This window comes from Corallococcus sp. M7 (assembly GCF_054512695.1).
Genome location: NZ_CM137252.1, coordinates 3659617 through 3685012 on the forward strand (window position 1 = coordinate 3659617; position 25396 = coordinate 3685012).

Consider the following 25396-nt stretch of genomic DNA (forward strand, 5'->3'; position numbering starts at 1 on the left):
CCGGGATTAGAACTAACCGGCGCGCGCCTGGTCGAACGGGACGCGCTGGTTGAGGTAGGTGTCGTTGATGTTGTGCGCGCCGGAGAAGATGCTCTTCTCGGAGAAGTAGCGGATCTTCGCGTCCTTGCCCGCGTGCTTGAGCAGGTCCAGGGGGCCCTTGCCGCTGGTGCCCAGACCGAACAGGCCCGGCACGGGGTCCTTGTCGTTGACGTAGTGGACGTACTTGGGGCCGTCCGGGTAGGTCGCCGCCGCGGCGCCGAAGGTCTCCACGGAGACCTTGCCCAGCTTCTCCTGCACCTGGGCGGGGGACAGCCCGTCTTCGATGCGCAGCCGCTTGGCCACGTCGTTCAGCGCGCGGCTGGTGATGAGGCCACCCTGGCTGTGCGCCATCAGGTGCACGTCACGGCCGGCCTTCAGCTCCGTGTAGAGCGAGTCCGCCAGCGTGTCCACGGCCGGGTTCTTGCCCTTGTCCATCTTGTCCGTGATGCACTGGCCCAGGTCCTTGAAGAAGCCCTCGGTGGAGTTGTGGATACCGATGGTCTTCTGGCCCGTCTTGTCCGCGATGGCCTGCAGCGTGGTCTCCTGACCCGCCTTGTCCGTCATCATCCCGTTCACGTAGATGATGGTGCCCGGCTGCTTCACGCCGCCCTTGGGCTCGTAGGCCGGGATCTGGCTCAGCGGGGTGCTGGCGTCGAAGGCCTGCCCGCCCTTGCCCATGATCTTGCCGTCATAGGCCTTGTCCTTCGCACCCGCCGGAGCGGTGAACACGGCCGCCGGGGCCGCGGTGCGCACCGCGCTGTTCGACGCCTTGGTGTCGAAGCCATCCTTCACGGTGTTGGCCGGCTTCGCCGTGACCGGGGTGGCCGTCTTGGCAGGGGCGGCCGCGCCGGTCCCCGTGGTCGTGGTGGTGCGCGCGATGGTGTTGTTGGAGGTGCGCCCGATGGTTCCCATGGCTTGAGGCTCCTGCGGTGTGCGGATTTTTGAAGGGGGGAGGGAAAGCTTGCTGCGTTGATCCATTCTCACCCGAAGCGCCGAAAAGTTGCGAGCAGGTCACGGAATGTGTGCAACGCGCTGCGGCACGGGAAGTCCGGCCCGGGCGCGGCCGGGGGGACGGCTTAAGGTGGGGGCATGGTCCAGAAAGGTCAGTTCCTGGAGCGCTCCACGCTCATCCCCGTGGGTTCGGATGGAACGGTGATGGAGGGCACGGTGCACCGGGGCCAGAAGTCGCCGCCGCTGCTCATCCTCCCGCCCCGGCCGGAGGAGGGGGGCGGGATGGATCACGTCGTGGCGGCTGAGCTGGCGTTCGCGGTGGCGCGGGCGGGCTTTCCCACCCTGCGCTTCAACCACCGGGGCGTGGGGGCCAGCCAGGGCGTCCGGGGCACCGGCGGGGCGCTGGTGGAGGACGCGGAGGCCGCCATGCGCGTGGCGCTGGAGAACGCGGGCACGACGGCGCTCGCGGTGGCGTCCCTGCACGGCGGGGACCGGGTGGCGCTGGCGCTCCAGGAGCGGCACCCGGCCGTGGGCGGACTGTGTCTGGTGGCGCCGGATGTGGACCCGTTGTCACTCGTGCGACTGTCGTGTCCGCTGCTGGTGATTGTGGGGGCACAGGACACCCGGGTGCCCCGGGCGGCGCTGTCCGCGGCTGTCGCGGAGGCCGGGGGCGATTTAGAGGTCATCGACGATGCCGGGGCGACCTTCCATCGCAACCTTCCCCAGGTGGGGCGGGCGGCGGCGGCGTGGCTCCAGCGCCTGTCGGGCGGGTAGGGCGTTGGCGTGCAAACCGTTGGACTTCTTCACCTTTCTTCATCCCCGGCGCCTTGCACGCCCGGCCGGGGGGCGGACAGACTGAAAGCGCAGACCCAATCGTCCCGCCGTGCGTTCGTAGTGGGTCTTCGAGGCGTCTTCGTTCAAGGAGTGTCCCGATGCGGATGAGGCGATGGAACGTGGTTCTCGCGGCGCTGGCCCTGTCGGCCTCGGCGTGCGCTTCCGCGTCGCGGGAGCCGGAGGCCCCGGCCGGGCAGGACCTGTCGGCCGCGCAGGAGGAGGTGTCCCGGGCGGTGGCGGAGGGCTCGGACGACGTGGTGTCCGGCGCCATCGTGGTGGACTTCAAGGACGGCACCACCAAGGAGCAGTTCGACGCCTGGGAGCAGGAGTGGGGCGTGGACCTGGAGTTCAACTCCCTGGAGGGCCCGCGCACGGGCGTCACGCTGGCGGTGGGCGTGGACGATGTGGAGGACGTGCTCCAGCGCATCCGCCAGAACCCGGCGGTGGAGTCCGCCGAGCCGCTCATGCAGGTGCGCACCAGCTACACGCCGAACGACCCCCAGTTCGAAGCCCAGTGGAACCTCCGGATGATCGACATGCCGAAGGCCTGGGACGGCAACCGGGGCAAGGGCGTGGTCGTGGCGGTCATCGACACGGGCATCGCCTACGAGGACCACGACGACTTCAAGCAGGTGCCGGACCTGAAGGGCGTGTCGTTCGTGAAGGGCTATGACTTCGTCAACGACGACGAGCACGCCAACGACGACCACGGCCACGGCACGCACGTGGCGGGCACCATCGCGCAGGCCACCAACAACGGCGAGGGCGTGGCGGGCGTGGCGTTCGACGCGACGCTGATGCCGCTCAAGGTGCTGAACCACTTCGGCAGCGGGACCTCCGCGGACATCGCGGACGCCATCCGCTTCGCGGCGGACCACGACGCGAAGGTCATCAACATGTCGCTGGGTGGTGGCCTGTATTCGCAGGTCATGGCCAGCGCGGTGGACTACGCGCGCAAGAAGGGCGTCACCGTGGTGGCCGCGGCGGGCAACACCGGGCGCGGCAGGGTGGAGTTCCCCGCGGCCTACCCGGGCGCGGTGGCGGTGAGCGCGGTGGGCCCGTCCGGGACGCGCGCGCCGTACTCGTCCTACGGCAAGGAGCTGGACATCGCGGCGCCGGGTGGTGACAAGCGCCAGGGCGATACGGGCGGCATCCTCCAGAACACCATCGACCCGCGCGACCCGTCGCGCTCCATCTACGCCTGGTACCAGGGCACCAGCATGGCCGCGCCGCACGTGGCCGCCGTCGCCGCGATGCTCTACGGCGCGGGTGCCACCACGCCGGATGAGGTCGAGCAGGCGCTCTACGCCGGCGCCAAGGCGACGGAGAACCAGGCCTGGTCGGAGGAGTACGGCCATGGCGTCCTCAACGCGAACGCCTCGCTGAAGGCCTTCAACGGCGCTTCGCCCCGGTGGCCGGCGCTGGGCTGGGCCGCCGCGCTGCTCGCGCTGGTGCTGCTCACGCTGCGCGGCCGCGAGCGTCCGGGCTACCTCAACGTGCTCTTCCGCCCGGCGTTCCTCGTGCCGCTGGTGCTCTCCACGGTGGGCTTCTTCTTCCTGCGCACTTGGTTCGCGGGCGCGGCGGGCGCGGCCCAGGACGTGGTGAGCGTGGCGGCGCTGCCCATTCCGGACTGGCAGAAGATCATCTTCGGGCGGAGCGCGGTGAACCCGCTGTTCTACAGCGCGCTCATTCCCCTGGTGCTGTCGTTGCCGGCCATCGCGTGGCGGGGCTTCCGGCCGGCGGTGGGCGGCCTGGCGTTGGGCTTCGCGGGCTTCCTGGCCTACGCGGCGTGGGTGGGTGCTCCGGCGCTGGCGTGGATGCCCTTCACCTTCCTGGCGAAGCCGTGGCTGGGCTTCAACACGGTGGTGTGCCTCGTCATCGCCCGCGCGATGCTCAAGCGGGAGGACGCATGAAGCTCTCTGGCACGGTGCAGTACCAGGACCTCGAGGGCGGCGTATGGGTCCTGAAGGCCGACGATGGCCGGACGTACCAGCTCGCGGGCGGTGACCGGAAGATCAAGAAGGACGGTCAGCGCATCTCCGCCGAGGGCAGCATCCAGCGTGACACCGTCACCGCCGCCATGGTGGGGCCGGTGTTCCACGTCAGCTCGTACAAGCCGGAGTGACGTAGGCGCCTGGGGGGAGCCATCCCCCCCGGGGTCTCAGAGGCGGAGCGTGTCCTTGCTCTTGGCCTTGCGCTTGGCCTTGCCGGGGCCATACGCCTCTGACTGCCGGAGGCGCTCCTCTTCGTAGGCCTCCATGGGCACCTCGCCCTTGCGGACGGCGTCGCGGAGCTGCCGCATGGCCTTGCGCTCGGCCTTGAGCGCCGGGTCCGCGTCCTTGGGCAGCGGATCCACCGGGTGCTGCACGTCGTAGACGCTCAACGACACGCCACGCCCATCCACCAGGCCCAGCCCCACCAGCGACAGCGTGGCTGCCGTCACCCAGGGCAGCAACTGGAGGGCGAAGAGGGGCACGGGCTTCGTGGCGCGCACCTCCTCATCGCCGGGCGGAGCGCCGCGTCCCCATACGGCAGGGAAGTGCCGGGAGGCAGCGCGCAGGCCCAGCAGCGCTGTCCAGCCCACCAGCGCCAGGCCCAGCACGGCGCGCCAGTCCGTCACGTCGTCCGTCGCTCCGTCCTTCGCGAGCCCGGAGTGCGTGGCGATGAGGAACAGCGCCGACGATACGATGTTGTTGGCCGCGTGCGCCGCGATGCCCGGCCACAGCGAACCGGTGCGCCAGAAGAGCCAGCCGAACAGCAGCCCCAGCTCCGCGCGGGCGAGGAAGCCCACCGGGTCCAGGTGGAACGCGCTGAACACCACGGACGAGATGATCAACGCACGCCAGGGAGACGCGGGGGCCGGTGGCGTCAGGGAGCGCTGGAAGAGGCCACGGAAGAAGACCTCCTCGCACAGCGGCGCGGCCACGGACACACCGCCCAGGAGCAGGGCCAGCTCCACCGGCGTCTGGCCCTCGAAGAGGCGCGAGGCGTCGAACATCTCGCGCAGCCACGCGGGCGCCACCTTCTGCGCGAGGAACTGGATGGGCACCACCACGCCGACGAAGTTGGCCACGCCCAGCAGGAAGCCGAACAGGGCGGGTGCACCCAGGAACGGCGTGAGTCCCACGTACGCGGCGGGCCGGTACCCCGAGCGGCGCAGCATGATCCACGCGAGCCCCAGGAAGAGGAACACCTCCGTGAACCACACGCCGAAGGAGGGGTTGAGCAACTGGGTGACGGCGCCCACCGTCACGAAGAGCCCGAAGGCCAGGGCCGCGGCGAGCACGGGGTGGGGCGGCGACAGCGGCGCGGGGGCCTCCGCCGGCCGCGGGTCGCTGGAAGGGGATGCTTCGTCCACCGTGTCGTCTCCTGACCCCTCTCCGTCAGACGGAGAGGGGTGGGGTGCCGCGTTCGCTTCGAGGCGCTACGAGGAGCTTCGTCAGGCCCGGTGGAGGTAGCCGCGGATCTCCTCCGCGAGCGGGTTCTTTCGGGGCAGCTCCGCCGCAGAGGCCGGGTCGCCCAGCCGCAGCTTCTTGTCCTCTTCCACGAGGATGCGCTGATCCAACAGGTACTCCACCGCGTTCTCCAGCGTCGTTTTCGCCAGGGACTCGGCGGCGGTGATGCGACCGGCGTTGTACTCGCCGCGCCCCGTCTCCAGCGCCAGCTTGACGAACGTCTTGCGGTCGGTGGCCACGCCCGCGGCCACGTCCGGCAACGTCATGGCGGCCAGCAGGTAGGCCTCCAGGAAGTCGCGCAGCAGGTCCGCCAGGAACTCCAGGTCCGGCTGGGCGTGGGCCTCCGGCGCGCGCGTGAGCGTGTCGCCCTCGTGGATGACCAGGCCCATGCGCACGAGCCGCTCCACGCACTCGGCGAAGATGGTGTCGAACGACGCGCCCACCCGGTAGATGAACTCCACCTTGAAGAGGCGCGACAGGAACAGCGCGCGGACCTTCACGGTGTCGTACGGCGCGGGCGTGCCCGCGAGCAGCGCGTTGGCCACCAGGCTGCGCGCGGCCACCAGGTTCATCAGCGTGTTCTTGTAGAAGGACATCTCCGGGCGGCGCGAATCCTCCACCTGGTAGCTGACCTCACCGCGCGCCTCCTGCGTGCGCACCATCTCGTCGGAGATGAACTCGCGCATCGCGTCCTGGATGGGGCCCAGCGTCTCCGGGTTGCTCGGAGCGTTGGCCAGCTCCTTGGACAGCCGTGCGCCGTCCTCGGAGGCGATGCGGCGCAGCAGGCTGATCCGGTCCGTGAGCTCGCGCTGGGTGAGGCCGCGACGGCGGTGGGCCAGCAGCGACGCGCTCACCAGCGCGTGCGGCGTGACGGTGGACACCTTGCTGATGCCGTACATCACGCGGTTGCCCAGCGCGCGCACCAGGCCCTTCTTCTGCTCGTCCGTCACCGGCTCCTGCGGCGACAGGCCACGCGCCTTCATGAACTCCACCAGCGACAGCGGCTCGTCGAAGGTGAGGTGGATGCGCCCGTAGCGCGCGGCCAGCACCTTGGGCGCGCTCAGGAGGGCCTTCAGGTCCTCCGGCTTCTTCTCTCCGCCGGCCAGCTCCTTCGAGTAGCTGTCGGACTCGACGACCTTCTCGTAGTCGATGGAGACGGGCACGAAGTAGAGGTCGTTGCGCGCGCCGTCCAGCACCGCTTCGACCTGCCACGTGAGCATGCCCAGCTTGGGCGTGAGCAGCTTGCCCGTGCGCGAGCGGCCACCCTCCGGGAAGAACTCCTGGTGGATGCCGTCATGCACCAGCTTCTTGATGTACGCCTTGAAGGACGCGGCGTAGACCTTGTCGCCCTTGAACGAGCGGCGCAGGAAGAACGCGCCGCAGCGGCGGAACAGCACGCCCAGGGGCCAGAAGGACAGGTTCGCGCCCGCGGCGACGAGCGGCGCGGTGTAGCCCCGGTTCCAGAGCACCCAGCTCATCACCAGGTAGTCCACGTGGCTCTTGTGGCTGGGGCAGAGCACCACCGGCGCCTTGCCCGCGGCCTTGAGCGCGCGGTGCAGGCCGGCCTCGTCCACGCCAATGCCGTCGTAGATGCGGTTGAACACCCACTCCAGCACCGGCGCGATGAGCGCCAGCACGGACGGGTTGGGCTTGGCTGCGATGGCCTCCAGGTTGCGCTGGGCCTCACGGTACACGCTGGACGGCTTGCGCCCCGTGGCGGCGGCGTGCTCGTCCAGCACCTTGCGCAGCTGACGGTCGCGCAGCGTCTCCTCGATGAGCCGGTCCGTGGGCTTCTGCGGCGGGCCGAACACCGCGCGCGTCTCCCGCGCGAGGAACACATGCAGCGTGCTGCGCACCTTGCGCGCCAGCACCTCGTCGCTGACGCCCGGGTTCTCCTCGATGAACTTGCGCAGGTCGATGGGCTCTCCCACGCGGAACTGCGCGCGCTTGTAGTTGCGGAAGAACGCCACCATGGAGTGCACGAAGCCCGGCGCCTCGGGGCTGCCGAACAGCGCGTCGCGCCAGCCCGGCTTGAGCTTCGCGGGGCGCTTCTCCCAGACGAACAGCTCCGGCACCAGGAACACCGGGCGCTCGGAGCCGCGCGCCAGCCGCACCAGCTCGGGGAAGGGGTCCTCGCGCGTCTCCTTGCCGGAGGCGTGCAGGAGCGCCGTGCGGCGCAGGAACACCAGGCCGCTGCCGCCCTGCTCGCGGGCGTAGCGGAAGCGCTCCTCCACCGCGCCCCCCTGCGCCGTCTGGCGCCAGGGTTTGGTGAACCACGGGCGCAGGTTCACCACCGCGCGGATGGGCGGCATGGCCCGGCGGACCATGGCCCACGCGATGTAGAGGAAGTTGATCCACGCCGTGGTGCGCATGACGTGCACCACGAAGCCCCGGGCGCTGAGCGCGCGCAGCTCGTTCTCGGCCTCTGGCGGGAAGTGCACCCCGTCGAAGTACCGAGCCCCGAGCACCCGGGACATGGGACCAAATTCCTCCTTCAAGGCCTCTCCTTGCGTCGCGGTCTGCGCCAGCGCGGTGTCCATCGCAGCCCCCCAGGCTACATGTTTTCCGGCGTCGGGATGCCCAGCAAGGTGAGCCCCGCCGCCAAGGTGATACGCGTCGCGTCCGTGAGCGCCAGCCGGGCCGCGCGCACCGCGTCATTCCCCTCCACGAGGATGCGCTTGTCGCGGTCCTTGTTGCCGGCCGTGTAGTAGCGGCTGTACGCCGCCGCCACGTCCAGCAGCAGGCGCGCCACCAGGCTGGGCTCGTACTGCTCCGCCGCCGCCTTCACCGTGTCCGGCAACCGCATCAGCTCGCGCACCAGGGCCTGCTCCTCCGGGAGCGTGAGCAGCGCCGGATCATATGCCGTGGGCACGCCGCCGCCCCTGCGCAGCACGTTCGCGCACCGGGCGTGCGCGTACTGGAGATAGGGCCCCGTGTGCCCCTCCAGGCTTGTCACCTCGTCCCAGTCGAACGTGTAGTCGCTGGCGCGGTTGTGCTTGAGGTCGCCGAAGACGATGGCGCCCAGGCCGATCTGCTCCGCCAGCGCGTCCGCGTCGGCCGTCTCCAGGTTGCCCTGCGCGATGTTCTCCTTCACGCGCTGGAGCACGCGCTCCTTCGCCTCGTCCAGCACCTGGTCCAGCTCCACCACCTGGCCCTTGCGCGTGCTCATGCCGTGGATGCGGCCGAACGGCACGTGCACGCACTGGTCCGCCCACGGCTGGCCCATCTCCTTCAGGGTGCGGAACACCTGCCGGAAGTGCAGCGCCTGGTCCTGCGCGACGACGTAGAGCGACTTGTCGAAGTTGAAGCGCGCGTGGCGGTCCTCGGCGGCGGCCAGGTCGCGCGTGGCGTAGAGCGTGCTGCCGTCGTTCTTCTTGAGCAGCACGGGCGGCTCGCCGTCCGCGTAGGGCATGTCCACGATGATGGCGCCCTGGGACTCCTTCACGCCGGGCTTCTTCGCGATCTGGTCGATGACCGCGTCCATCTTGCCCTGGTAGCGGCTCTCGCCCTCGATGTGCTCGAAGTCGATGCCCATGCGCGCGTAGACGCGCTTGAAGCCCTTGAGGCTCGTCTCCCGGAACTGGTTCCAGAGCTTCATCGCCTCCGGGTCGTTGGCCTCCATGCGGCGGAAGAACTCGCGGGCCTTCTCGTCGAAGGCCGGGTCCTCGCCGGCGCGCTTGTTGGCCTGCACGTAGACCTGGACCAGGTGCGCCATGTCGTCGATGCGCGCCGGGTCGCCGTACTCCTGGAAGCCCACGGCCACGAGGCCGAACTGCTTGCCCCAGTCACCCAGGTAGTTGATGCCCTCCACGCGCCAGCCCAGCGCGCGGTACAGGTTCGCGATGCAGTGGCCCAGGAACGTGGTGCGGATGTGGTGGAAGCCAATGGGCTTGGCGATGTTGGGCGACGAGTAGTCGATGACCACCGTCTTGCCCTTGCCGTCCTCCGCGTCGCTCCCGTAGGCGAGCCCCGCCAGGCGCACGCCATCGATGACCTCCTGGGTGAAGGGGAGGGGAAGGAAGCGCGCGTTGACGTAGGGGCCCACGGCCTTGACCTCCAGGCCGGGGACCTGGAGCGCCTGCGCGAGCTGCGCGGCGATGGCGGGGGGCGCCTTCTTCTGCGCCTTGGCGAGGGGGAAGGTGGCGAAGCTCAGGTCGCCGTGCGCGGGATCCGCGGGCTTGACCTGGGGCTCGATGTCGGCGGCGGGGACACCCAGCGCCCCAGCGAGGGCCTGGGCGAACGCGGCGCGGTAGCGGCTATAGACAGAAGTGCTCATGGACCGCGCGGATACTACCCAAGGCGGGGCGCCTTCCATCCACCTCTTCTGTGGGGAAGGCGCCGGAGCGTCGTTCAGGGCACGGCGGGGCCGCGGCTCTTGGGGCGCACCACCGAGGCCACGGTGTCCAGCAGCTTGGGCAGCTTCAGCGGCTTCTCGAAGTACCCGTCGATGCGGTCCGGCCCTTCACCCGAGGTGAGAGACGCGACGTCGCTCGCGCCGGAGATGATGTAGACGACCACGTCCGCCAGCGACTCCGTGGTGCGGATGTAGTGGAGCACGGAGCGTCCGTCCTCCCCCGACAGCCGCAGGTCCAGCAGCACCATGGCCGGCCGGATGTGGGACAGGATGGAGCGCGCCTCGGCGGCGCCGGAGGTGGCCATCACCCGGTAGCCCTCCTGCTCCAGCACCTGCTCCAGCACCTCGCGACAGTCCACGTCGTCCTCCACCAGGAGGATGCCGCCCGCCTTGGGCGCGGCCTGGTTCACGTCCGGGGCGCTCACGGCGCTCGCGAACAGGGGCAGGACCATCTGGAACGTGCTGCCCTCGCCCAGCACGCTGGTCGCGTCCACGCGGCCGCCATGCAGCGCGACGATCTTGGCGACCAGCGGCAGGCCCAGGCCCGTGCCCGGCGGACGGGGCATGCCCGGCTGCGCGCGGTAGAACGAGTCGAACACGTGCTCCAGGGCCTCCGCCGTCATGCCCTGGCCGGAGTCCTTCACGGTGAGGATGCCCAGGCCCTCGCTGGACGACACGCTCACCTCGACGACGTCGTCCGTCTCGCTGTGGTGGATGCCGTTCTCCACGAGGTTGTGGATGGCCTCGGAGATGCGCTCGCGGTCGCCCCGGACGAACACCTCCGGGCAGGGGGGAATCACCACGCGCACGCGGCTGTGCTCCGCGACGGCGCCCAGCCCCCGCACGACCTCTTCCGCCACGGCCTTGAGGCCGAAGGGACGCTGGTTGAGCTGCATCTTCCCGGACGACAGCCGGGACATCAGCACCAGGTCATTCACCTGCTGGAGCAGCCGGTCCGCGTTGCGATCGCAGATCTGCACCGCGCGGCGCTGCCCGTCCGTCAGCGTGCCCAGCTTCTCCCGGCCCAGCATGGCCAGGTAGGCCTTGATGGTGGTGAGCGGGTTCTTCAAGTCGTGGGACACATTGCCGAGCAGCTCCTCGCGGTTCTGCTCCAGGCTCTTCAGGCCCGCGATGGCCGTCTGCAGGTCCTTGTTGCGGCGGGCGCTGTCGTCGCGCAGCCGGGCCACCTCGTAGGCGGCGGTGAGCTGCGACGCCAGCGACTGCATCAGCACGTCGGAGGCCTTGCGGCGCGCGCCCAGCACCACGAGCACACCCGTCACGCCCTGCGGCCCCTCCAGGGGCACGGCGACGGTGTCGTCCTCGCGCAGGAGCACCTTGTCGGTGAAGCACCGGCCCACCACGCCCTCGCCCGGGACGGCGGCGGTGACGCGCTCGTCGTAGCGTCCGCGCACGTGCTCCACGTGCAGCTGGTTGCGCGACGGGAAGTGGCGCGCGACGTAGCAGACCTTCGGCTTGAGCAGCGTGTGGAGCGTCTGCAGCTGCGCGCGCAGGGCCTCGGTGGGGCCCGCGTTGTCGGTGAGCTGCCGGCCCATCTCCAGCAAGGCCTGGGCGGCGGCATCGGTGTCCACCGGGGGAGGCGGCTTCGCCGCCCGCTTCGGTGGGGCCTTCTTCGCGGTGGTGGCGGGACGCAGCGGGACCACTTCTGCGAGCTGCGGACCCTTCTTCTTCGATGGCACGCGTGAATCCTGCTTCATGTCTCGCGTGGGAGGGAACCGCACCAAGGCCCGGTGCCCTCCACCAACGCCGAGCGTGTCAGGTGCCCGACAGCCCCCCAGCCCCGCTGTCCGCTTCCCTGACTGGGATGCGGGAATGACTCAGGGACGGCGCTGGATGCGGCCGTCCTTGTCCAGGCTGTAGGGCTCCACGAGGGCGGCCTGCACCTTGTCCTGGTAGCCCTGCACGCCGAACCCGCTCTCCGCCAGCGCCGCCAGCGCCACGGTCTGCACGCGGCGTGCGGTGTCCTCGGAGGTGAGCAGCTTGAGCAGGGGCTCGCGCGCCGGCTCGTGCTTCAGGGGTCCCAGGACGTTGATGGCGGCGATCTTCACGTCGTCGGACATGTCCTCCAGGAAGGGGAGGACGGCCGGGGCCACGCGCGGATCCTGCTTGCCCAGCACGTGGTGGAGCAGCACGACCTTCTTCTCCGGGTCGCGCGTGTAGCGGGAGGACAGGTGCTGGAGCGTGTCGGTGATGACGCCCATGAGCGCGTCCTCGGGCAGCAGCTCCTGGAGGATGCGCAGCGCCCAGGACGTGGCCTGATCGCTCGCCTTGAGGAAGGCGCTCACCGGCGCGACGGCGTCCTGGCCGAAGTGCTTGATCAGCTCGAAGGTGTGCTCCTTCTCGTCAGCGTCGGTGGTGAGCGGGTCCACGGTGATGGTGAACCGGCTGAGCAGCACCGTGACGGCCTCGGGGTACTTCATCTCCCCCAGCTGCTGCAGGGCCTTCTGCCGCGTGGACGGCTCCCCATACTTCTGGGTCACCTTGGACTTGAGCTTGAGGGCTTTTTCGGGGCCCGAGCCGCCCGTGAGGAAATCGAAGAGACCCATAGGTAGATACCCGCTCCGGATTCGGAAGAGTGGAGGCGCCATGTAGGACGGTGCGCCTTCCAGGACAAGTGGCAACGACAACTACAACGCTAGCTCCCGGCGAACGTCGCCCCGGTAGGCCCGCGCCAGCGTCTCCGCGGCGGCCCGGACCTCGTCCGTGGCCTCCTCGGGGACCTTCACCTGGAGCAGCAGGTACATGTCGCCCGGAGTGCCGCCCCGGAGCGACGGCACGCCGCGTCCCTTGAGCCGCATCTTGCGGCCGGACTGTGAACCCGCGGGCACCTTCAGCGTCACCTCACCCTGGAACGTAGGCACGCGCACCTCGCCGCCCAGCAGCGCCTCGGACACCGTCACCGGCAGGTCCAGGTAGAGGTCATCGCCCTCGCGGCGGACCAGCGGATGCTCGGCCACCTCCGTCTCGATGTAGAGGTCCCCCGGAGGGCCCCCCTGGATGCCCGCCGCGCCCTGGCCGCCCAGCCGCACCTTGGAGCCCGTGACGACGCCCGCCGGAATCTTCACCGTCAGCCGGGTCGTCTCCTCCTTGATGCCGCTGCCGCCGCACTGGGAGCAGGGCTCCGGGGCCTTCCCGCTGCCGCGGCAGGTGGGGCACACGCCGGATCCACCGAACATGGCGCCGCCCCGGCGGGCCGCCCCGTGCCGTTGCAGGTGGGGCACGTCACGAGCTTCCCGGTGTTGCCCTCGCCGTGGCACTTGGAGCAGCGGCCCGGCCGCTGGAGCGTCAACGTGCGCTCGGTGCCGGTGACGGCCTCCGCGAGCGAAATCTGCACGCGGGTCGTCAGGTCATCGCCGCGCTCGGCCGCGGTGGAGCGGCTGCCGCCCCGACCCCGGCCGAAGAGGTCGTTGATGTCGAAGCCGCCGGCCCCGCCGCCTCCGCCAGAACGCCCGAAGATGTCGTTGAAGAGGTCCCCCAGGTCCACGCCCTCGGTGCTGAAGGGGATGCCGCCGCCACCGCTGCCTCCGGCCGCCTGGGCGGCGCGGTACTGGCGGTAGGCCGCGGCCTTCTTCTCGTCGAAGCCGATCTTCTCCGCGTCCTCGCCGAACTCGTCGTAGAGCGCGCGCTTCTTCGGGTCGCCCAGCACCTCGAAGGCGGTGTTGATGCGCTTGAACTTCTCCTCCGCCCCCTTGTCGCCGGGGTTGACGTCCGGGTGGTGCTGGCGCGCGAGCTTCCGGAAGGCCTTCTTGAGGTCGTCCGCCGAGGCCGTCCGTGGCACGCCCAGAATCTGGTAGTAGTCGTCAGCCATAGGTCTTTAGGGTGGTGCAGTACCCGACAAGGGAGAACGTAACCAGCGGTGCGGTGAGCGCCAGCACGGGATGTCCGGACAGCACCGCGATGGTTACAGTCGCCGCACGATGAGGAAGGCCATGCCAGCACCGCGCGCCCGCCGGAAGGCCCCCCTGTGGCTGGCATGCGGGCTGTTCCCCACGGCTCTGGGGCTCGCCCTGGGGTCCGGGGGGACCGCCCACGCCGCCCCCCCACCGCCTGCTCCCGCCGCGGAGGAGGGCAGGGTGGTGGACCGGGTCGTGGCGGTCATCGAGGGCCAGGTCCTCACCCAGAGCGAGTTGGAGATGGAAGCCCGGGTGGCGCTGATCCAGCGAGGAGCCGTGCAGGCGGCCGCCCTTCCCCTGGATGAACAGATGCTCCGGGGGGCGCTGGAGCTGTCCATCAACCAGCGCCTCCAGGTCCTGAGCGCGGACCGCCTGCAGGCCTTCCCGGCCGAACCGGCGGAGGTCGAGGCCAGGCTGGACGCCGTCCGGGCGAGGCTGGGAGGGGAGGAGGGGCTCCGGCGCTTCCTGGATCGGCATGGCGTGAACCGGGACGCCCTGGAGGCCGTGCTGGCGCGGGGTTTGCGGGCGGAACGAATCCTCGACAGCCGGGTCCGGTTGAAGGCACAGGTGAGCGAGGCGGAGGTCCGTCACCATTATGACGCCCACCGGGACCTGTACCCCGGTGAGTTCGACCAGGCGGCGCGCACGGCCATCCGCGAGGAGCTGGTCCGGGCGCGCTACGGAGAGCTGGCGGCCCAGGCCCTGGCTGAAGTACGCAAGTCGGCGCAGGTGCGGCGGGTGGCGCCCTTCGCGCGGGAGGCACGGCGATGAGACGGCTGCGGGACGACGGGACGCCCGACAAGGGGAAGGGCTTCCTGATCCGGCAGATGACCGTGGACGACATGCCGGCGGTGATGGCGCTGGAGAAGGCGTCCTTCAAGAACCCCTGGTCCACGGAGCTGCTCGGGCGCGAGCTCCAGCACGACTGGTCCACCATCCTCCTCGTGGAGGAGCCCCTGCCCGAAGGCGGCGTGGCCCTGCTGGGCCTGGCCATCTTCTGGATCGTCCACGACGAGGTCCACGTCCTCAACGTCGCCACCGCCCCCGTGCACCGCCGCCGGGGCGTCGCGCGCACCGTGATGGAAGAGGTGCTCCGCCGGGGCGTGGCCCGCCGCTGCTCGCTGGCCACCCTGGAGGTGCGCCGGGGCAACGAGTCCGCCCTCAACCTCTACCGCTCGCTGGGCTTCCGGCCGGTCGGCATCCGCCCGAACTACTACGTGGACGAGGGCGAGGACGCGATCGTGATGGTCCTCGACTTCTAGTCCTGTAAGGGAGTAGAGCGTCCGGCCGTCGTCGCAGTCCCAGGTTTTTCGGGTGTGAGGGGATGCACCCGGGTCCTCTGGCCGTTTCTGGCCCAGGGGCAGGCCATGCTTGACACCCGGGGGGCCCTCCCTATACTCGCGGGCCTTTTGTGTAGCCTGTAGGTAGATATGCTCCGCTTTCGTGTAGCCGGACGCGGGGTTCCCACGAAGAAGAGGTTTCAGTGCCGACCATCAGCCAGCTCGTCCGCAAGGGCCGCGAGAAGCTCAACATCAAGGGCAAGAGCCCTGCCCTGAAGGAGTGCCCCCAGAAGCGCGGTGTTTGCACGCGCGTCTACACCACGACCCCGAAGAAGCCGAACTCGGCCCTCCGCAAGGTGGCCCGCGTGCGTCTCACCAACGGCATCGAGGTGACTTCCTACATCCCCGGCGTGGGTCACAACCTCCAGGAGCACTCGGTGGTCATGATCCGCGGTGGCCGTGTGAAGGACCTCCCGGGCGTTCGCTACCACATCATCCGCGGCACGCTGGACTCCGTGGGCGTTGCCGGTCGCAAGCAGAGCCGCTCCAAGTACGGCGCCAAGCGCCCCAGCTAGTCCGGTTCTCCCGCGCGTCGTTGGCGCGGAACACCTTCGCTGTTCCTGAAGAAGTGTCGGACGCTGGCCCCACACCCTGGGGAGTGTCCCTGGAAGTTCCCAGCAGTCGTTCTTGAAGCCCCTGAACAAGGCTTTCCTCCAGGCGAGGAGAGTGGGGCGTAAGGGAAGAGATGCCTCGTCGTCGCGTAGTCGCCAAGCGGAAGATTCTCCCGGATCCGAAGTTCCAGGACCGGCTCGTCACCAAGTTCGTCAACGACCTGATGCGCAAGGGGAAGAAGTCCATCGCGGAGGGCGTGTGCTACGGCGCCTTCGCCCTCATGGAGGAGCGCGCGAAGGAAGATCCCCTCAAGGTCTTCAAGAAGGCCCTGGACAACGTCAAGCCCGTCCTCGAGGTGAAGAGCCGCCGTGTCGGTGGCGCCACCTACCAGGTGCCCGTGGAGGTCCGTCAGGATCGCCGCGTCGCGCTGGGCATGCGTTGGATCATCTCCTACGCCAAGGCGCGTGGTGAGAAGACCATGCAGGAGAAGCTGGCCGGCGAGATCATGGACGCCGCCAACAACCGCGGTAACGCGGTGAAGAAGCGTGAAGACACGCACAAGATGGCGGAAGCCAACAAGGCCTTCGCTCACTACCGCTGGTAGGTCCCGAAAGGGGCTTCGCGGTTGCCGCCCGGATGCGCTGCCAGCGTCCGGGCGGTTTTGTTTGTCAGCCCTGGCAGAAGCCTAAGAGACGTCCGGAAGGAACCGAGTCATGGCCCGTGAGTTCCCCCTCGAGCGCTACCGCAACATCGGCATCATGGCGCACATCGATGCCGGCAAGACGACCACCACCGAGCGGATCCTGTTCTACACAGGCGCCATCCACAAGATGGGTGAGGTGCACGAAGGCACCACCACCACGGATTGGATGGTCCAGGAGCGCGAGCGCGGCATCACCATCACCTCCGCGGCCATCAGCGCCTTCTGGGAGCGGATGGACCAGCGCTACCGCGTGAACATCATCGACACGCCGGGGCACGTGGACTTCACCATCGAGGTGGAGCGCTCGCTGCGCGTGCTCGACGGCGCCATCGCCGTGTTCGACGCGGTCAACGGCGTGGAGCCGCAGTCGGAGACGGTGTGGCGCCAGGCGGACCGCTACAAGGTCCCGCGCATCTGCTTCATCAACAAGATGGACCGCGTGGGCGCGGACTTCGAGATGTCCGTCGGCACCATCAAGGAGAAGCTCGGCGCGCGTCCCGTGCGCATGCAACTGCCCCTGGGCGCCGAGGACAAGCACAAGGGCGTTATCGACCTCGTCCGCATGAAGGCGCTGGTGTTCCAGGACGCGGAGCAGGGCAGCCGCTTCGACCTCCAGGACATCCCCGAGGAGTACCAGGAGGCCGCCGCCGCCGCGCGCGGAGAGCTGCTGGAGGCCGCCGCCGAGCAGGACGACGCGCTCACGGAGAAGTTCCTCAACGGTGACGAACTCACCGAGGACGAGGTGCGCGGCGCCATCCGCAAGGGCTGCGTGGGGCTGAAGCTGTTCCCGGTGTTCTGCGGCTCGGCGTTCCGCCACAAGGGCGTGCAGCCGCTGTTGGACGCGGTGGTGGACTACCTGCCCAGTCCGCTGGAAGTCCCGCCGATCCACGGCAAGACCCCCAAGGGCGAGGACGCCATCCGCGAGACGCGCGACGACGCGCCCTTCAGCGCGCTGGCGTTCAAGATCATGAACGACCCGTCCTTCTCCTCGCAGACGCTGACGTTCCTGCGCGTCTACTCGGGGAAGCTGGAGGCGGGCACGGCGGTGTGGAACTCCGTGAAGGGCAAGCGCGAGCGCGTCAGCCGGCTCGTGCAGATGCGCGCGGACAAGAAGGACGAACTGACGGAGTGCTACGCCGGCGACATCTGCGCGGTGGTGGGCCTGAAGCTGGCCACCACGGGCGACACGCTCTGTGACGACAAGCAGCAGATCATCCTGGAGCGGATGGAGTTCCCGGAGCCCGTCATCGACATCGCCATCGAGCCGAAGTCGACCGCGGACCAGGACAAGATCATCCAGGCCCTGCAGCGGCTGGCCATGGAGGACCCGTCCTTCCGCGTGCGCTCCAACGAGGAGACGGGCCAGACGCTCATCGCCGGCATGGGCGAGCTGCACCTGGAAATCATCGTCGACCGGCTCCTGCGCGAGTTCAAGGTGGACGCGAACATCGGCAAGCCGCAGGTGGCCTACCGCGAGACGGTGACCACGACGAAGGAGGCGGAGGGCAAGTACATCCGCCAGGCGGGCGGCAAGGGCCAGTACGGCCACATCAACCTGCGCGTGTCCCCGAACGAGCCCGGCAAGGGCTTCGAGTTCGTCAGCACCATCACCGGCGGCGCCGTGTCCAAGGAGTTCGTGGACGCCGCGCGCGACGGCGCGAAGGAGGCCATGCAGAACGGCCCCGTCGCCGGCTACCCCATGGTGGACGTGAAGGTGGAGGCCTACGACGGCTCCATGCACGACGTGGACTCGTCGGAGATGGCCTTCAAGATCGCCGGCTCCATGGCCTTCAAGGACGCGGTCCGTGCGGCGAACCCCGTCCTGCTGGAGCCCATCATGGCCACGGAGGTCGTCACCCCGGAGGCCGCCATGGGCGACGTCATCGGCGACCTGAACGGCCGACGCGGGAAGATCCTGGGCATGACCCCCCGGCCTGGCGGCGTGCAGGCCATCCAGGCGGAGGTGCCCCTGGCCGCCATGTTCGGGTACTCGACCGACCTGCGGAGCAAGAGCCAGGGAAGGGCGACCTACACCATGCAGTTCAAGCACTACGCACCGGCGCCGAAGTCAGCGCTCAACCCCATCTACTGACCTCCCGCCCGCAGGGGGAGCCGCCGGGCGAATTCTGTTGACGTTCCAGCGGCTTTGAAGCACACGCAGCACCCCTCGGAAGTTCTCTCGAAGTCCTATACCGCCGGGGTCGCACCGGCGGCGTCGTGAGGAGCGGTTCATGTCCAAGGAAAAGTTCGATCGCAGCCTGCCCCACGTGAACATCGGAACGATTGGGCACGTGGACCACGGCAAGACGTCGCTGACGGCCGCCATCACCAAGGTGCTGGCGAAGACGGGCGGCGCCACGTTCCTGGCGTACGACCAGATTGACAAGGCGCCGGAAGAGCGCGAGCGCGGCATCACCATCTCCACGGCGCACGTGGAGTACAAGACGAAGAACCGTCACTACGCGCACGTCGACTGCCCGGGGCACGCCGACTACGTGAAGAACATGATCACGGGCGCGGCGCAGATGGACGGCGCCATCCTGGTGGTTTCGGCGGCGGACGGCCCGATGCCCCAGACGCGTGAGCACATCCTGCTGGCGCGCCAGGTCGGCGTTCCCTACATCGTGGTCTTCCTGAACAAGGTGGACCTGCTGGACGACCCGGAGCTGCGCGAGCTCGTGGAGATGGAAGTCCGCGACCTGCTCAAGAAGTACGAGTTCCCCGGGGACACCATCCCCATCGTCCCCGGCTCCGCGGTGAAGGCGCTGGAGGGTGACACCAGCGACATCGGCGAGCCGGCCATCCTGAAGCTGATGGAGGCGGTGGACAGCTACATCCCGACGCCGCAGCGCGCGACGGACAAGCCCTTCCTGATGCCGGTGGAAGACGTCTTCTCCATCGCCGGCCGCGGTACGGTGGCCACGGGCCGCGTGGAGCGCGGTGTCATCAAGGTGGGCGAGGAAGTCGAAGTCGTGGGCCTGCGCGCGACGCAGAAGACGGTGGTGACGGGCGTCGAGATGTTCCGCAAGCTGCTGGACGAGGGCCGCGCGGGCGACAACATCGGCGCGCTGGTCCGCGGCCTCAAGCGCGAGGACATGGAGCGCGGCCAGGTGCTGGCGAAGCCGGGCAGCATCACGCCGCACACGAAGTTCAAGGCGCAGATTTACGTGCTGTCGAAGGAAGAGGGCGGCCGCCACACCCCGTTCTTCAAGGGGTACCGTCCGCAGTTCTACTTCCGCACCACGGACGTGACGGGCACGGTGAAGCTGCCGGACAACGTCGAGATGGTCATGCCGGGCGACAACATCGCCATCGAGGTGGAGCTCATCACCCCGGTCGCGATGGAGAAGGAGCTCCGGTTCGCGGTTCGTGAAGGCGGCCGCACGGTGGGCGCGGGCGTCGTGGCGGAAATCATCGCGTAGTACTCAGGCTGCCAGCTCTCCGGTAGGGTCCTTGGGGGCCGTTCCGGAGAGCCGGTGGAAATCCAGTTGCAACCCATGGGGTGTGGTGGTACACACCGCGCCCCTTCGTTCCGAAGAAACGGTTCTCTGAAATCCAGGCGTTGACGGGCGTACCGCCTCACGGTTCCCAGAGGTCGTTCAAAGAGGTTCTTGCGAATGGCGACACAGAAGATCCGCATCCGGCTGAAGGCGTACGACTCGAAGCTCCTGGATCAGAGTGCTGGGGAGATCGTCGAGACGGCCAAGCGCACGGGCGCCAAGGTGGCCGGTCCGATCCCCCTGCCGACGCGCATCAACAAGTTCACCGTGTTGCGTTCGCCGCACGTGGACAAGAAGAGCCGCGAGCAGTTTGAGATCCGCACGCACAAGCGCCTGCTCGATATCCTCGAGCCGACCCAGCAGACGCTGGACGCGCTGATGAAGCTGGATCTGTCTGCCGGCGTTGACGTCGAGATCAAGTCCTAGGAAGCGGGATGGCGTCGGAGTGGTTTCACTCTGACCCCCGAGGAAAGTGCCATGGCGAAGTTTGACGTAGTCGACCTGGATTTGAAGAAGGTGTCGGAGATCGAGCTCTCCGACGAGATCTTCGGCGCCGAGCCGAACACCCACCTGTTCTACGAGGTGGCGAAGATGCAGCAGATCAACCGGCGCCGCGGCACGGTCGGGGTGAAGAACACCTCGCTCGTCAGCGGCGGCGGCAAGAAGCCCTGGAAGCAGAAGGGCACCGGCCGCGCCCGTCAGGGCTCGATCCGCGCCTCCCACTGGGTGGGCGGCGGCAAGGCGATGGCCCCCAAGGCCCGTGACTACTTCTACCGGCCGCCCCGCAAGGTCCGCCGCGGTGCCCTGCGCGCCGTGCTGTCCCTGCGCGCCCGGGAGAAGCAGCTCATCATCCTGGACGGCTTCAAGCTGGATGCCCCGAAGTCCAAGCAGGCCTTCGAGGTGCTCACCCGTCGCCTGAAGCTCCAGAACGCGCTGGTCGTCGACGAGCGCGGCAACACCAACCTGCACCGCAGCGTGCGCAACCTGGCGAAGTTCGACGTGCTGCCGCCCGAGGGTCTCAACCTCGAGTCCGTGCTCAAGCACTCGCACATCGTCCTGACTTCCGCCGCCGCGAAGGCGCTCGAGGGGTCCCTGTCATGAATCTGAACGACGTCATCAAGGGCCCGCTCATCACGGAGAAGCTGGACAAGGCCCGGGAGAAGTTCCGCCAGTACTCGTTCATCGTGGACCGCAAGGCCACGAAGCACGACGTGTCCCGCGCGGTCCAGACCCTGTTCAAGGTCACGGTGGAGGGTGTTCGCACCAACATCGTGCGTGGCAAGACGAAGCGGGTGGGCAAGAGCATCGGCCAGCGCCCCAACTTCAAGAAGGCGGTCGTCACCCTGAAGGAAGGGGACAAGATCGAACTCTTCGAAGGGGGAGCGGTCTGACGCCATTGGCGTCCGGATCCGCCTGAGAGGAACACACCATGGGCATCAAGAAGTACAAGCCGACCAGCGCCGCCCGCCGTCTGATGACGGTGTCCGACTTCGCGGACATCACCAAGGACTCCCCGGAGAAGTCGCTCACCGAGCCCATCAAGCGCTCCGGTGGTCGCAACGTCCACGGGCACATCACCCGCCGCCACCAGGGTGGTGGTCACAAGCGCCGCTACCGCGTCATCGACTTCAAGCGTCGTGACAAGGACGGCGTGCCGGCCAAGGTCGTCGCGGTTGAGTACGACCCGAACCGCACCGCCAACATCGCCCTCCTGCACTACGCGGACGGCGACAAGCGCTACATCCTGGCCCCCGTGGGCCTGAGCGTGGGCGACACCGTGTTCGCCGGCTCCACCGCCGACATCCGGCCGGGCAACAGCCTGCCGCTGCAGAACATCCCGGTGGGTACGATCATCCACAACGTGGAGCTGAAGCCGGGCCGTGGCGCCCAGGTCATCCGCTCCGCGGGCACCTCTGGCCAGCTGATGGCCAAGGAAGATCGTTACGCCCAGGTTCGCATGCCTTCCGGCGCCGTGCGCAAGGTGCTCATCGAGTGCCGCGCCACCGTCGGCCAGGTGGGCAACATCGAGCACGAAATCATCCGTATCGGTAAGGCGGGTAAGAGCCGTTGGCTGGGCATCCGGCCCACCGTCCGCGGTCTGGCCATGAACCCTGTCGACCACCCGCACGGTGGTGGTGAGGGTAAGTCCGGCCAGGGTAACCCGCACCCGGTGTCTCCGTGGGGCAAGAAGACCAAGGGCCTCACCACGCGCACCAACAAGCGCACCGACAAGTTCATCGTGAGCGGCCGCCGCCAGGGCGCGCGCAGCCAGTAAGAGGATTTGAAACATGGCTCGTTCGATCAAGAAGGGTCCGTTCGTCGACGATCACCTCCTCAAGAAGATCGAGGGGATGATCGCGGCGAACAAGAAGGCGGTCGTCAAGACCTGGTCCCGGCGCTCCACGATTCTCCCTGAGTTCGTGGGTCACACCTTCGCCGTGCACAACGGCAAGAAGTTCATTCCGGTGTTCGTGACGGAGAACATGGTGGGCCACAAGCTCGGCGAGTTCGCTCCCACGCGCACCTTCGGCGGGCACTCGGCGGAGAAGAAGGTCGCCAAGGTCCCGGGCAAGTAGCCCGTACCTACGCCTGAGAGCCTGAGGAGATGACCATGGAGTCGACTGCACATCTGCGTCACCTGCGCATGAGCCCGCGCAAGCTGTCCCTCGTCGCGGCGCTCATCCGGGGCAAGCCCGTTGAGGCCGCCCTGAACATCCTGAAGTTCACCCCGCGCGCCGCCGCGCGGCCGGTGGAGAAGCTCATCAAGAGCGCCGTCGCCAACGCGACGGACCTGTCCAAGGGCCAGGTCGACGTGGATACCCTCTACGTCAAGACCATCTCCGTGGACCAGGCCGCCACCCAGCGCCGGTTCATGCCGCGCGCCATGGGGCGCGCGACGCCCATCCAGAAGAAGTCTGCCCACGTCCACGTCGTGCTGGCCGAGGCCAAGAAGTAGGACCCGTCGGGCCCTGCCCGGACGCACCAAGGAGATTCAGTTTGGGACAGAAAGTACATCCGATTGGGTTCCGGCTCGGCGTCATCAAGACCTGGGACTCCAAGTGGTTCGAGCACAAGAACTACGCTCAGTGGCTCCACGAAGACATCCGCATCCGCGAGTTCGTCAAGAAGTCGCTGAACCACGCGGGCGTCTCCAAGGTGGAGATTGAGCGGGCCGCCAACAAGGTGAAGGTCAACGTCCACACCGCGCGTCCGGGCATCGTCATCGGCAAGCGCGGCGCTGGCATCGAGACCGTCAAGAAGGACCTCCAGCAGTTCACCAAGAACGAGGTCTTCCTGAACATCGTCGAGGTCCGCAAGGCCGAGACCGACGCGCAGCTCGTGGCGGAGAACATCGCCACGCAGCTCGAGCGCCGCATCGCCTTCCGCCGCGCCATGAAGAAGGCGCTGCAGACCGCGATGAAGTTCGGGGCCAAGGGCATCCGCGTGGCCTGCTCTGGCCGCCTGGGTGGCGCCGAGATGGCCCGCTACGAGTGGTACCGCGAGGGCCGCGTGCCCCTGCACACCCTCCGCGCGGACATCGACTTCGGCTTCGCCGAGGCCAAGACGACCTACGGCAAGATTGGCTGCAAGGTCTGGATCTGCAAGGGCGAGGTCCTCCCCGGCAAGGGCGGCCAGGCCCCCCAGGCCACCAACCGGTAAGACGCCCCTGTGGGGTGGGCCCTAAGAAGCCCGCCCTGCACGCGAGGCACGAAGGACATCGACCATGCTTCAGCCTGCTCGAACCAAGTACCGCAAGATGCAGAAGGGCCGCATGTTCGGCTCGGCCCACCGCGGCAGCGACCTCACCTACGGTGAGTTCGGCCTGGTGAGCCTCCAGCCGGGATGGATCACCTCGCGCCAGATCGAGGCGGCCCGTATCGCGATGACCCGCCACGTGAAGCGCGGCGGCAAGATCTGGATCCGGATCTTCCCGGACAAGCCCATCACGAAGAAGCCCGCCGAAACCCGTATGGGTACCGGTAAGGGTGGCGTGGAGTACTACGTCGCGGTCGTCAAGCCGGGACGCGTGCTCTACGAGATGGAGGGCATGACGCAGGAGATCGCCACCGGTGCGCTGAAGCTGGCGCAGGCGAAGCTGCCGGTGCTCACCAAGATCGTGCGCCGCAGCGAGCTCTCGCTGTAGTCACGCACCGCCGGGACGGGCGCTCCACCTGGTGACAGGGGAGGGCGCCCGCATCCCGCGCCGAGGAGACCAAGATGGCGACTGCGAAGGAACTGAAGGAACTGTCGACGGACGACCTGCAGAATCGCGCGAAGGAGCTGCGCGACACGCTGGTCCAGGATCGGCTCAAGCGTCGGACCGGCTCGCTGGACAGCCCCGCTGAGGGCGTGCAGCACCGCCGTGATCTGGCCCGCATCCTCACCGTCCTGGGCGAGAAGGCCCGGGCCGCGAAGGCGGGGTAGTAGTAGCAGTGCATCCGCGGGCATCCGGGCTCACCCGGGTGTCCGTGGCCATCCGGGCAGAGGGCCCGGGTGCATGACAGACAGTGAGAACCAACATGGCTGAAGCGACCGAAACGCCCGCTGCCGAGACCTCCACCCGGGGTCGTCCCAAGACCCGCGTGGGCATCGTCACCTCCAACAAGATGCAGAAGACGGTGGTCGTCACCGTCCAGCGTCGTGCTCCCCACCCGAAGTACGGGAAGATCATGAGCCTGCGCGAGAAGTACAAGGCGCACGTCGAGGATCACGACTACCCGAAGAAGGTCACCATCAACGAGGGTGACCGGGTGCGCATCGCCGAGACCAAGCCCGCTTCGAAGGACAAGCGTTGGCGCGTGGTCGAGGTGTTGGAGAAGAGCAAGAACGTCTAGGTAGGCCACACCGCGTCCGTGCGCCATGAAGCGCGTGGACGGGTTCGAGCAAGAGGAGACTTCACATGATTCAGATGCAGAGTGTGCTCGATGTGGCCGACAACTCGGGCGCCAAGAAGGTGTTTTGCATCAAGGTTCTCGGCGGCTCCAAGCGCAAGTACGCCTCCATCGGCGACGTCATCGTCGTGTCGATCCGCGAGGCCCTGCCCAACTCCAAGGTGAAGAAGGGTGACGTGGCCAAGGCCGTCATCGTCCGCACCCGTCGCGAGGTGGGTCGTGCGGATGGCAGCTACATCAAGTTCGACGGCAACTCGGCGGTCCTCATCAACAAGGACCTGGAGCCCATCGGGACGCGCATCTTTGGGCCGGTGGCCCGTGAGCTGCGTGCCCGTAAGTTCATGAAGATCATCTCGCTGGCGCCCGAGGTCCTCTAAGAGGACGCAGGCCTGACGGCGAACAGCCAGAGTGAGGAAGCCATGCAGAAGCTGAAAGTCGGTGACACCATCCAGGTCATCTCCGGGTCTGAGCGCTCGGAGAAGACGCCGGCGACCAAGCGCGGCAAGGTGCTGAAGGTTGACCGGGAGGCGGGCCGCGTGACGGTCGAGGGCCTGCGCCTGGTCAAGCGCCACCTGCGCAAGACGCCGCAGTCCCCCGAGGGCGGCATCATCGAGAAGCCGGGCACCATCGCGCTCTCGAACGTCCAGGTGGTCTGCGCCAAGTGCGACAAGCCGACCCGCGTCGGCATCCGCAAGGAGGGTGAGTCCTCCAAGCGGTTCTGCAAGCAGTGTGACGCCCTGATTGACTAAGGGTCGTTGTTCGGGCATGTATGCGCGCCCCTTGTCCCACCCGGTGGTGGGGCAAGCGGGCGTGCACGTCCAGAGGGCTGAAATCGTTGTTCCTTCTGGGTGTTTCCACGTTCTAG

The 25396-nt window shown here is 68.3% G+C and carries 27 protein-coding genes and 1 pseudogene; 21 read left to right on the forward strand and 7 right to left on the reverse strand.

What is annotated here, in order from left to right:
* Window positions 1-12 precede the first annotated feature (12 nt).
* A complete protein-coding gene (locus ACX114_RS14970; RefSeq protein WP_459298714.1) occupies window positions 13-951 on the reverse strand; it encodes an alpha/beta fold hydrolase in 939 nt (312 codons plus the stop codon).
* Between the two features lie 177 nt (window positions 952-1128).
* On the opposite strand from ACX114_RS14970, the gene ACX114_RS14975 reads away from it, so the two are divergent.
* The 3 genes from ACX114_RS14975 to ACX114_RS14985 all read left to right on the forward strand — a co-directional run bounded on the left by ACX114_RS14975 (window position 1129) and on the right by ACX114_RS14985 (window position 3949).
* Window positions 1129-1764: a serine aminopeptidase domain-containing protein gene (locus tag ACX114_RS14975; RefSeq protein ID WP_459298716.1), complete on the forward strand. Its 636-nt coding sequence runs from the start codon at window positions 1129-1131 to the stop codon at window positions 1762-1764.
* A 158-nt stretch (window positions 1765-1922) separates the two neighbouring features.
* Entirely contained in the window at window positions 1923-3737 is a 1815-nt protein-coding gene (locus ACX114_RS14980) for a S8 family serine peptidase (RefSeq protein WP_459298718.1), read from the forward strand.
* Window positions 3734-3949, forward strand: a complete 216-nt coding sequence (locus ACX114_RS14985) for a DUF5818 domain-containing protein (RefSeq protein WP_459298720.1) — start codon at window positions 3734-3736, stop codon at window positions 3947-3949. Before ACX114_RS14980 ends, ACX114_RS14985 begins: the two co-directional genes overlap by 4 nt.
* A gap of 36 nt (window positions 3950-3985) precedes the next feature.
* Here the strand turns inward: ACX114_RS14985 and ACX114_RS14990 are convergent, their stop codons facing one another.
* From ACX114_RS14990 to dnaJ, 6 genes and pseudogenes are all read right to left on the reverse strand, one after another.
* On the reverse strand, window positions 3986-5182 hold the full coding sequence (locus ACX114_RS14990; RefSeq protein ID WP_459298722.1) for a CPBP family glutamic-type intramembrane protease: 1197 nt from the start codon (window positions 5180-5182) through the stop codon (window positions 3986-3988).
* An 81-nt stretch (window positions 5183-5263) separates the two neighbouring features.
* The gene (locus tag ACX114_RS14995) at window positions 5264-7819 is read right to left on the reverse strand and encodes a 1-acyl-sn-glycerol-3-phosphate acyltransferase (protein ID WP_459298724.1); all 2556 of its coding nucleotides are present in this window, start codon (window positions 7817-7819) and stop codon (window positions 5264-5266) included.
* Window positions 7820-7833: 14 nt separating this feature from the next.
* The gene (gene argS, locus ACX114_RS15000) at window positions 7834-9555 is read right to left on the reverse strand and encodes an arginine--tRNA ligase (protein WP_459298726.1); all 1722 of its coding nucleotides are present in this window, start codon (window positions 9553-9555) and stop codon (window positions 7834-7836) included.
* A gap of 74 nt (window positions 9556-9629) precedes the next feature.
* Window positions 9630-11330, reverse strand: coding sequence for a hybrid sensor histidine kinase/response regulator (locus tag ACX114_RS15005; protein WP_459298728.1), 1701 nt, complete (start codon window positions 11328-11330; stop codon window positions 9630-9632).
* 138 nt (window positions 11331-11468) lie between these two features.
* The gene (locus tag ACX114_RS15010) at window positions 11469-12197 is read right to left on the reverse strand and encodes a HEAT repeat domain-containing protein (protein ID WP_459298730.1); all 729 of its coding nucleotides are present in this window, start codon (window positions 12195-12197) and stop codon (window positions 11469-11471) included.
* A gap of 81 nt (window positions 12198-12278) precedes the next feature.
* Window positions 12279-13459, reverse strand: a pseudogene (gene dnaJ, locus ACX114_RS15015) (molecular chaperone DnaJ).
* Between the two features lie 265 nt (window positions 13460-13724).
* On the opposite strand from dnaJ, the gene ACX114_RS15020 reads away from it, so the two are divergent.
* The 18 genes from ACX114_RS15020 to rplX all read left to right on the forward strand — a co-directional run bounded on the left by ACX114_RS15020 (window position 13725) and on the right by rplX (window position 25280).
* The gene (locus tag ACX114_RS15020) at window positions 13725-14315 is read left to right on the forward strand and encodes a hypothetical protein (protein WP_459298732.1); all 591 of its coding nucleotides are present in this window, start codon (window positions 13725-13727) and stop codon (window positions 14313-14315) included.
* Window positions 14312-14806: a ribosomal protein S18-alanine N-acetyltransferase gene (gene rimI, locus ACX114_RS15025; protein ID WP_014395856.1), complete on the forward strand. Its 495-nt coding sequence runs from the start codon at window positions 14312-14314 to the stop codon at window positions 14804-14806. The genes ACX114_RS15020 and rimI overlap by 4 nt, the downstream gene beginning before the upstream one ends.
* 221 nt (window positions 14807-15027) lie before the next feature.
* A complete protein-coding gene (rpsL, locus tag ACX114_RS15030; RefSeq protein ID WP_014395857.1) occupies window positions 15028-15399 on the forward strand; it encodes a 30S ribosomal protein S12 in 372 nt (123 codons plus the stop codon).
* Between the two features lie 170 nt (window positions 15400-15569).
* Window positions 15570-16040, forward strand: coding sequence for a 30S ribosomal protein S7 (gene rpsG / locus ACX114_RS15035; RefSeq protein ID WP_459298735.1), 471 nt, complete (start codon window positions 15570-15572; stop codon window positions 16038-16040).
* 109 nt (window positions 16041-16149) lie between these two features.
* Window positions 16150-18231, forward strand: coding sequence for an elongation factor G (gene fusA, locus ACX114_RS15040; protein ID WP_459298738.1), 2082 nt, complete (start codon window positions 16150-16152; stop codon window positions 18229-18231).
* Between the two features lie 139 nt (window positions 18232-18370).
* Window positions 18371-19561: an elongation factor Tu gene (tuf, locus tag ACX114_RS15045; RefSeq protein ID WP_143901324.1), complete on the forward strand. Its 1191-nt coding sequence runs from the start codon at window positions 18371-18373 to the stop codon at window positions 19559-19561.
* 195 nt (window positions 19562-19756) lie between these two features.
* On the forward strand, window positions 19757-20065 hold the full coding sequence (gene rpsJ, locus ACX114_RS15050) for a 30S ribosomal protein S10 (protein ID WP_002633608.1): 309 nt from the start codon (window positions 19757-19759) through the stop codon (window positions 20063-20065).
* Between the two features lie 51 nt (window positions 20066-20116).
* On the forward strand, window positions 20117-20740 hold the full coding sequence (gene rplD / locus ACX114_RS15055; RefSeq protein WP_459298741.1) for a 50S ribosomal protein L4: 624 nt from the start codon (window positions 20117-20119) through the stop codon (window positions 20738-20740).
* On the forward strand, window positions 20737-21030 hold the full coding sequence (locus ACX114_RS15060) for a 50S ribosomal protein L23 (RefSeq protein ID WP_459298743.1): 294 nt from the start codon (window positions 20737-20739) through the stop codon (window positions 21028-21030). The genes rplD and ACX114_RS15060 overlap by 4 nt, the downstream gene beginning before the upstream one ends.
* A gap of 38 nt (window positions 21031-21068) precedes the next feature.
* Entirely contained in the window at window positions 21069-21914 is an 846-nt protein-coding gene (gene rplB, locus ACX114_RS15065; RefSeq protein WP_120621648.1) for a 50S ribosomal protein L2, read from the forward strand.
* 13 nt (window positions 21915-21927) lie between these two features.
* Window positions 21928-22215: a 30S ribosomal protein S19 gene (rpsS, locus tag ACX114_RS15070; protein ID WP_459298745.1), complete on the forward strand. Its 288-nt coding sequence runs from the start codon at window positions 21928-21930 to the stop codon at window positions 22213-22215.
* Between the two features lie 35 nt (window positions 22216-22250).
* Window positions 22251-22595: a 50S ribosomal protein L22 gene (gene rplV, locus ACX114_RS15075; RefSeq protein ID WP_014395865.1), complete on the forward strand. Its 345-nt coding sequence runs from the start codon at window positions 22251-22253 to the stop codon at window positions 22593-22595.
* Between the two features lie 41 nt (window positions 22596-22636).
* Window positions 22637-23299 carry a 30S ribosomal protein S3 gene (rpsC, locus tag ACX114_RS15080; protein WP_014395866.1) on the forward strand — a complete coding sequence of 221 codons (663 nt, stop codon included), beginning with the start codon at window positions 22637-22639 and terminating at the stop codon, window positions 23297-23299.
* A gap of 64 nt (window positions 23300-23363) precedes the next feature.
* Window positions 23364-23783: a 50S ribosomal protein L16 gene (gene rplP / locus ACX114_RS15085; protein ID WP_014395867.1), complete on the forward strand. Its 420-nt coding sequence runs from the start codon at window positions 23364-23366 to the stop codon at window positions 23781-23783.
* A gap of 74 nt (window positions 23784-23857) precedes the next feature.
* Window positions 23858-24064 carry a 50S ribosomal protein L29 gene (gene rpmC / locus ACX114_RS15090; RefSeq protein ID WP_014395868.1) on the forward strand — a complete coding sequence of 69 codons (207 nt, stop codon included), beginning with the start codon at window positions 23858-23860 and terminating at the stop codon, window positions 24062-24064.
* A gap of 83 nt (window positions 24065-24147) precedes the next feature.
* Window positions 24148-24474 carry a 30S ribosomal protein S17 gene (gene rpsQ, locus ACX114_RS15095; RefSeq protein WP_169821648.1) on the forward strand — a complete coding sequence of 109 codons (327 nt, stop codon included), beginning with the start codon at window positions 24148-24150 and terminating at the stop codon, window positions 24472-24474.
* A gap of 65 nt (window positions 24475-24539) precedes the next feature.
* On the forward strand, window positions 24540-24908 hold the full coding sequence (rplN, locus tag ACX114_RS15100; protein WP_014395870.1) for a 50S ribosomal protein L14: 369 nt from the start codon (window positions 24540-24542) through the stop codon (window positions 24906-24908).
* A gap of 42 nt (window positions 24909-24950) precedes the next feature.
* On the forward strand, window positions 24951-25280 hold the full coding sequence (rplX, locus tag ACX114_RS15105) for a 50S ribosomal protein L24 (protein ID WP_014395871.1): 330 nt from the start codon (window positions 24951-24953) through the stop codon (window positions 25278-25280).
* The last annotated feature ends 116 nt before the right edge of the window (window positions 25281-25396 follow it).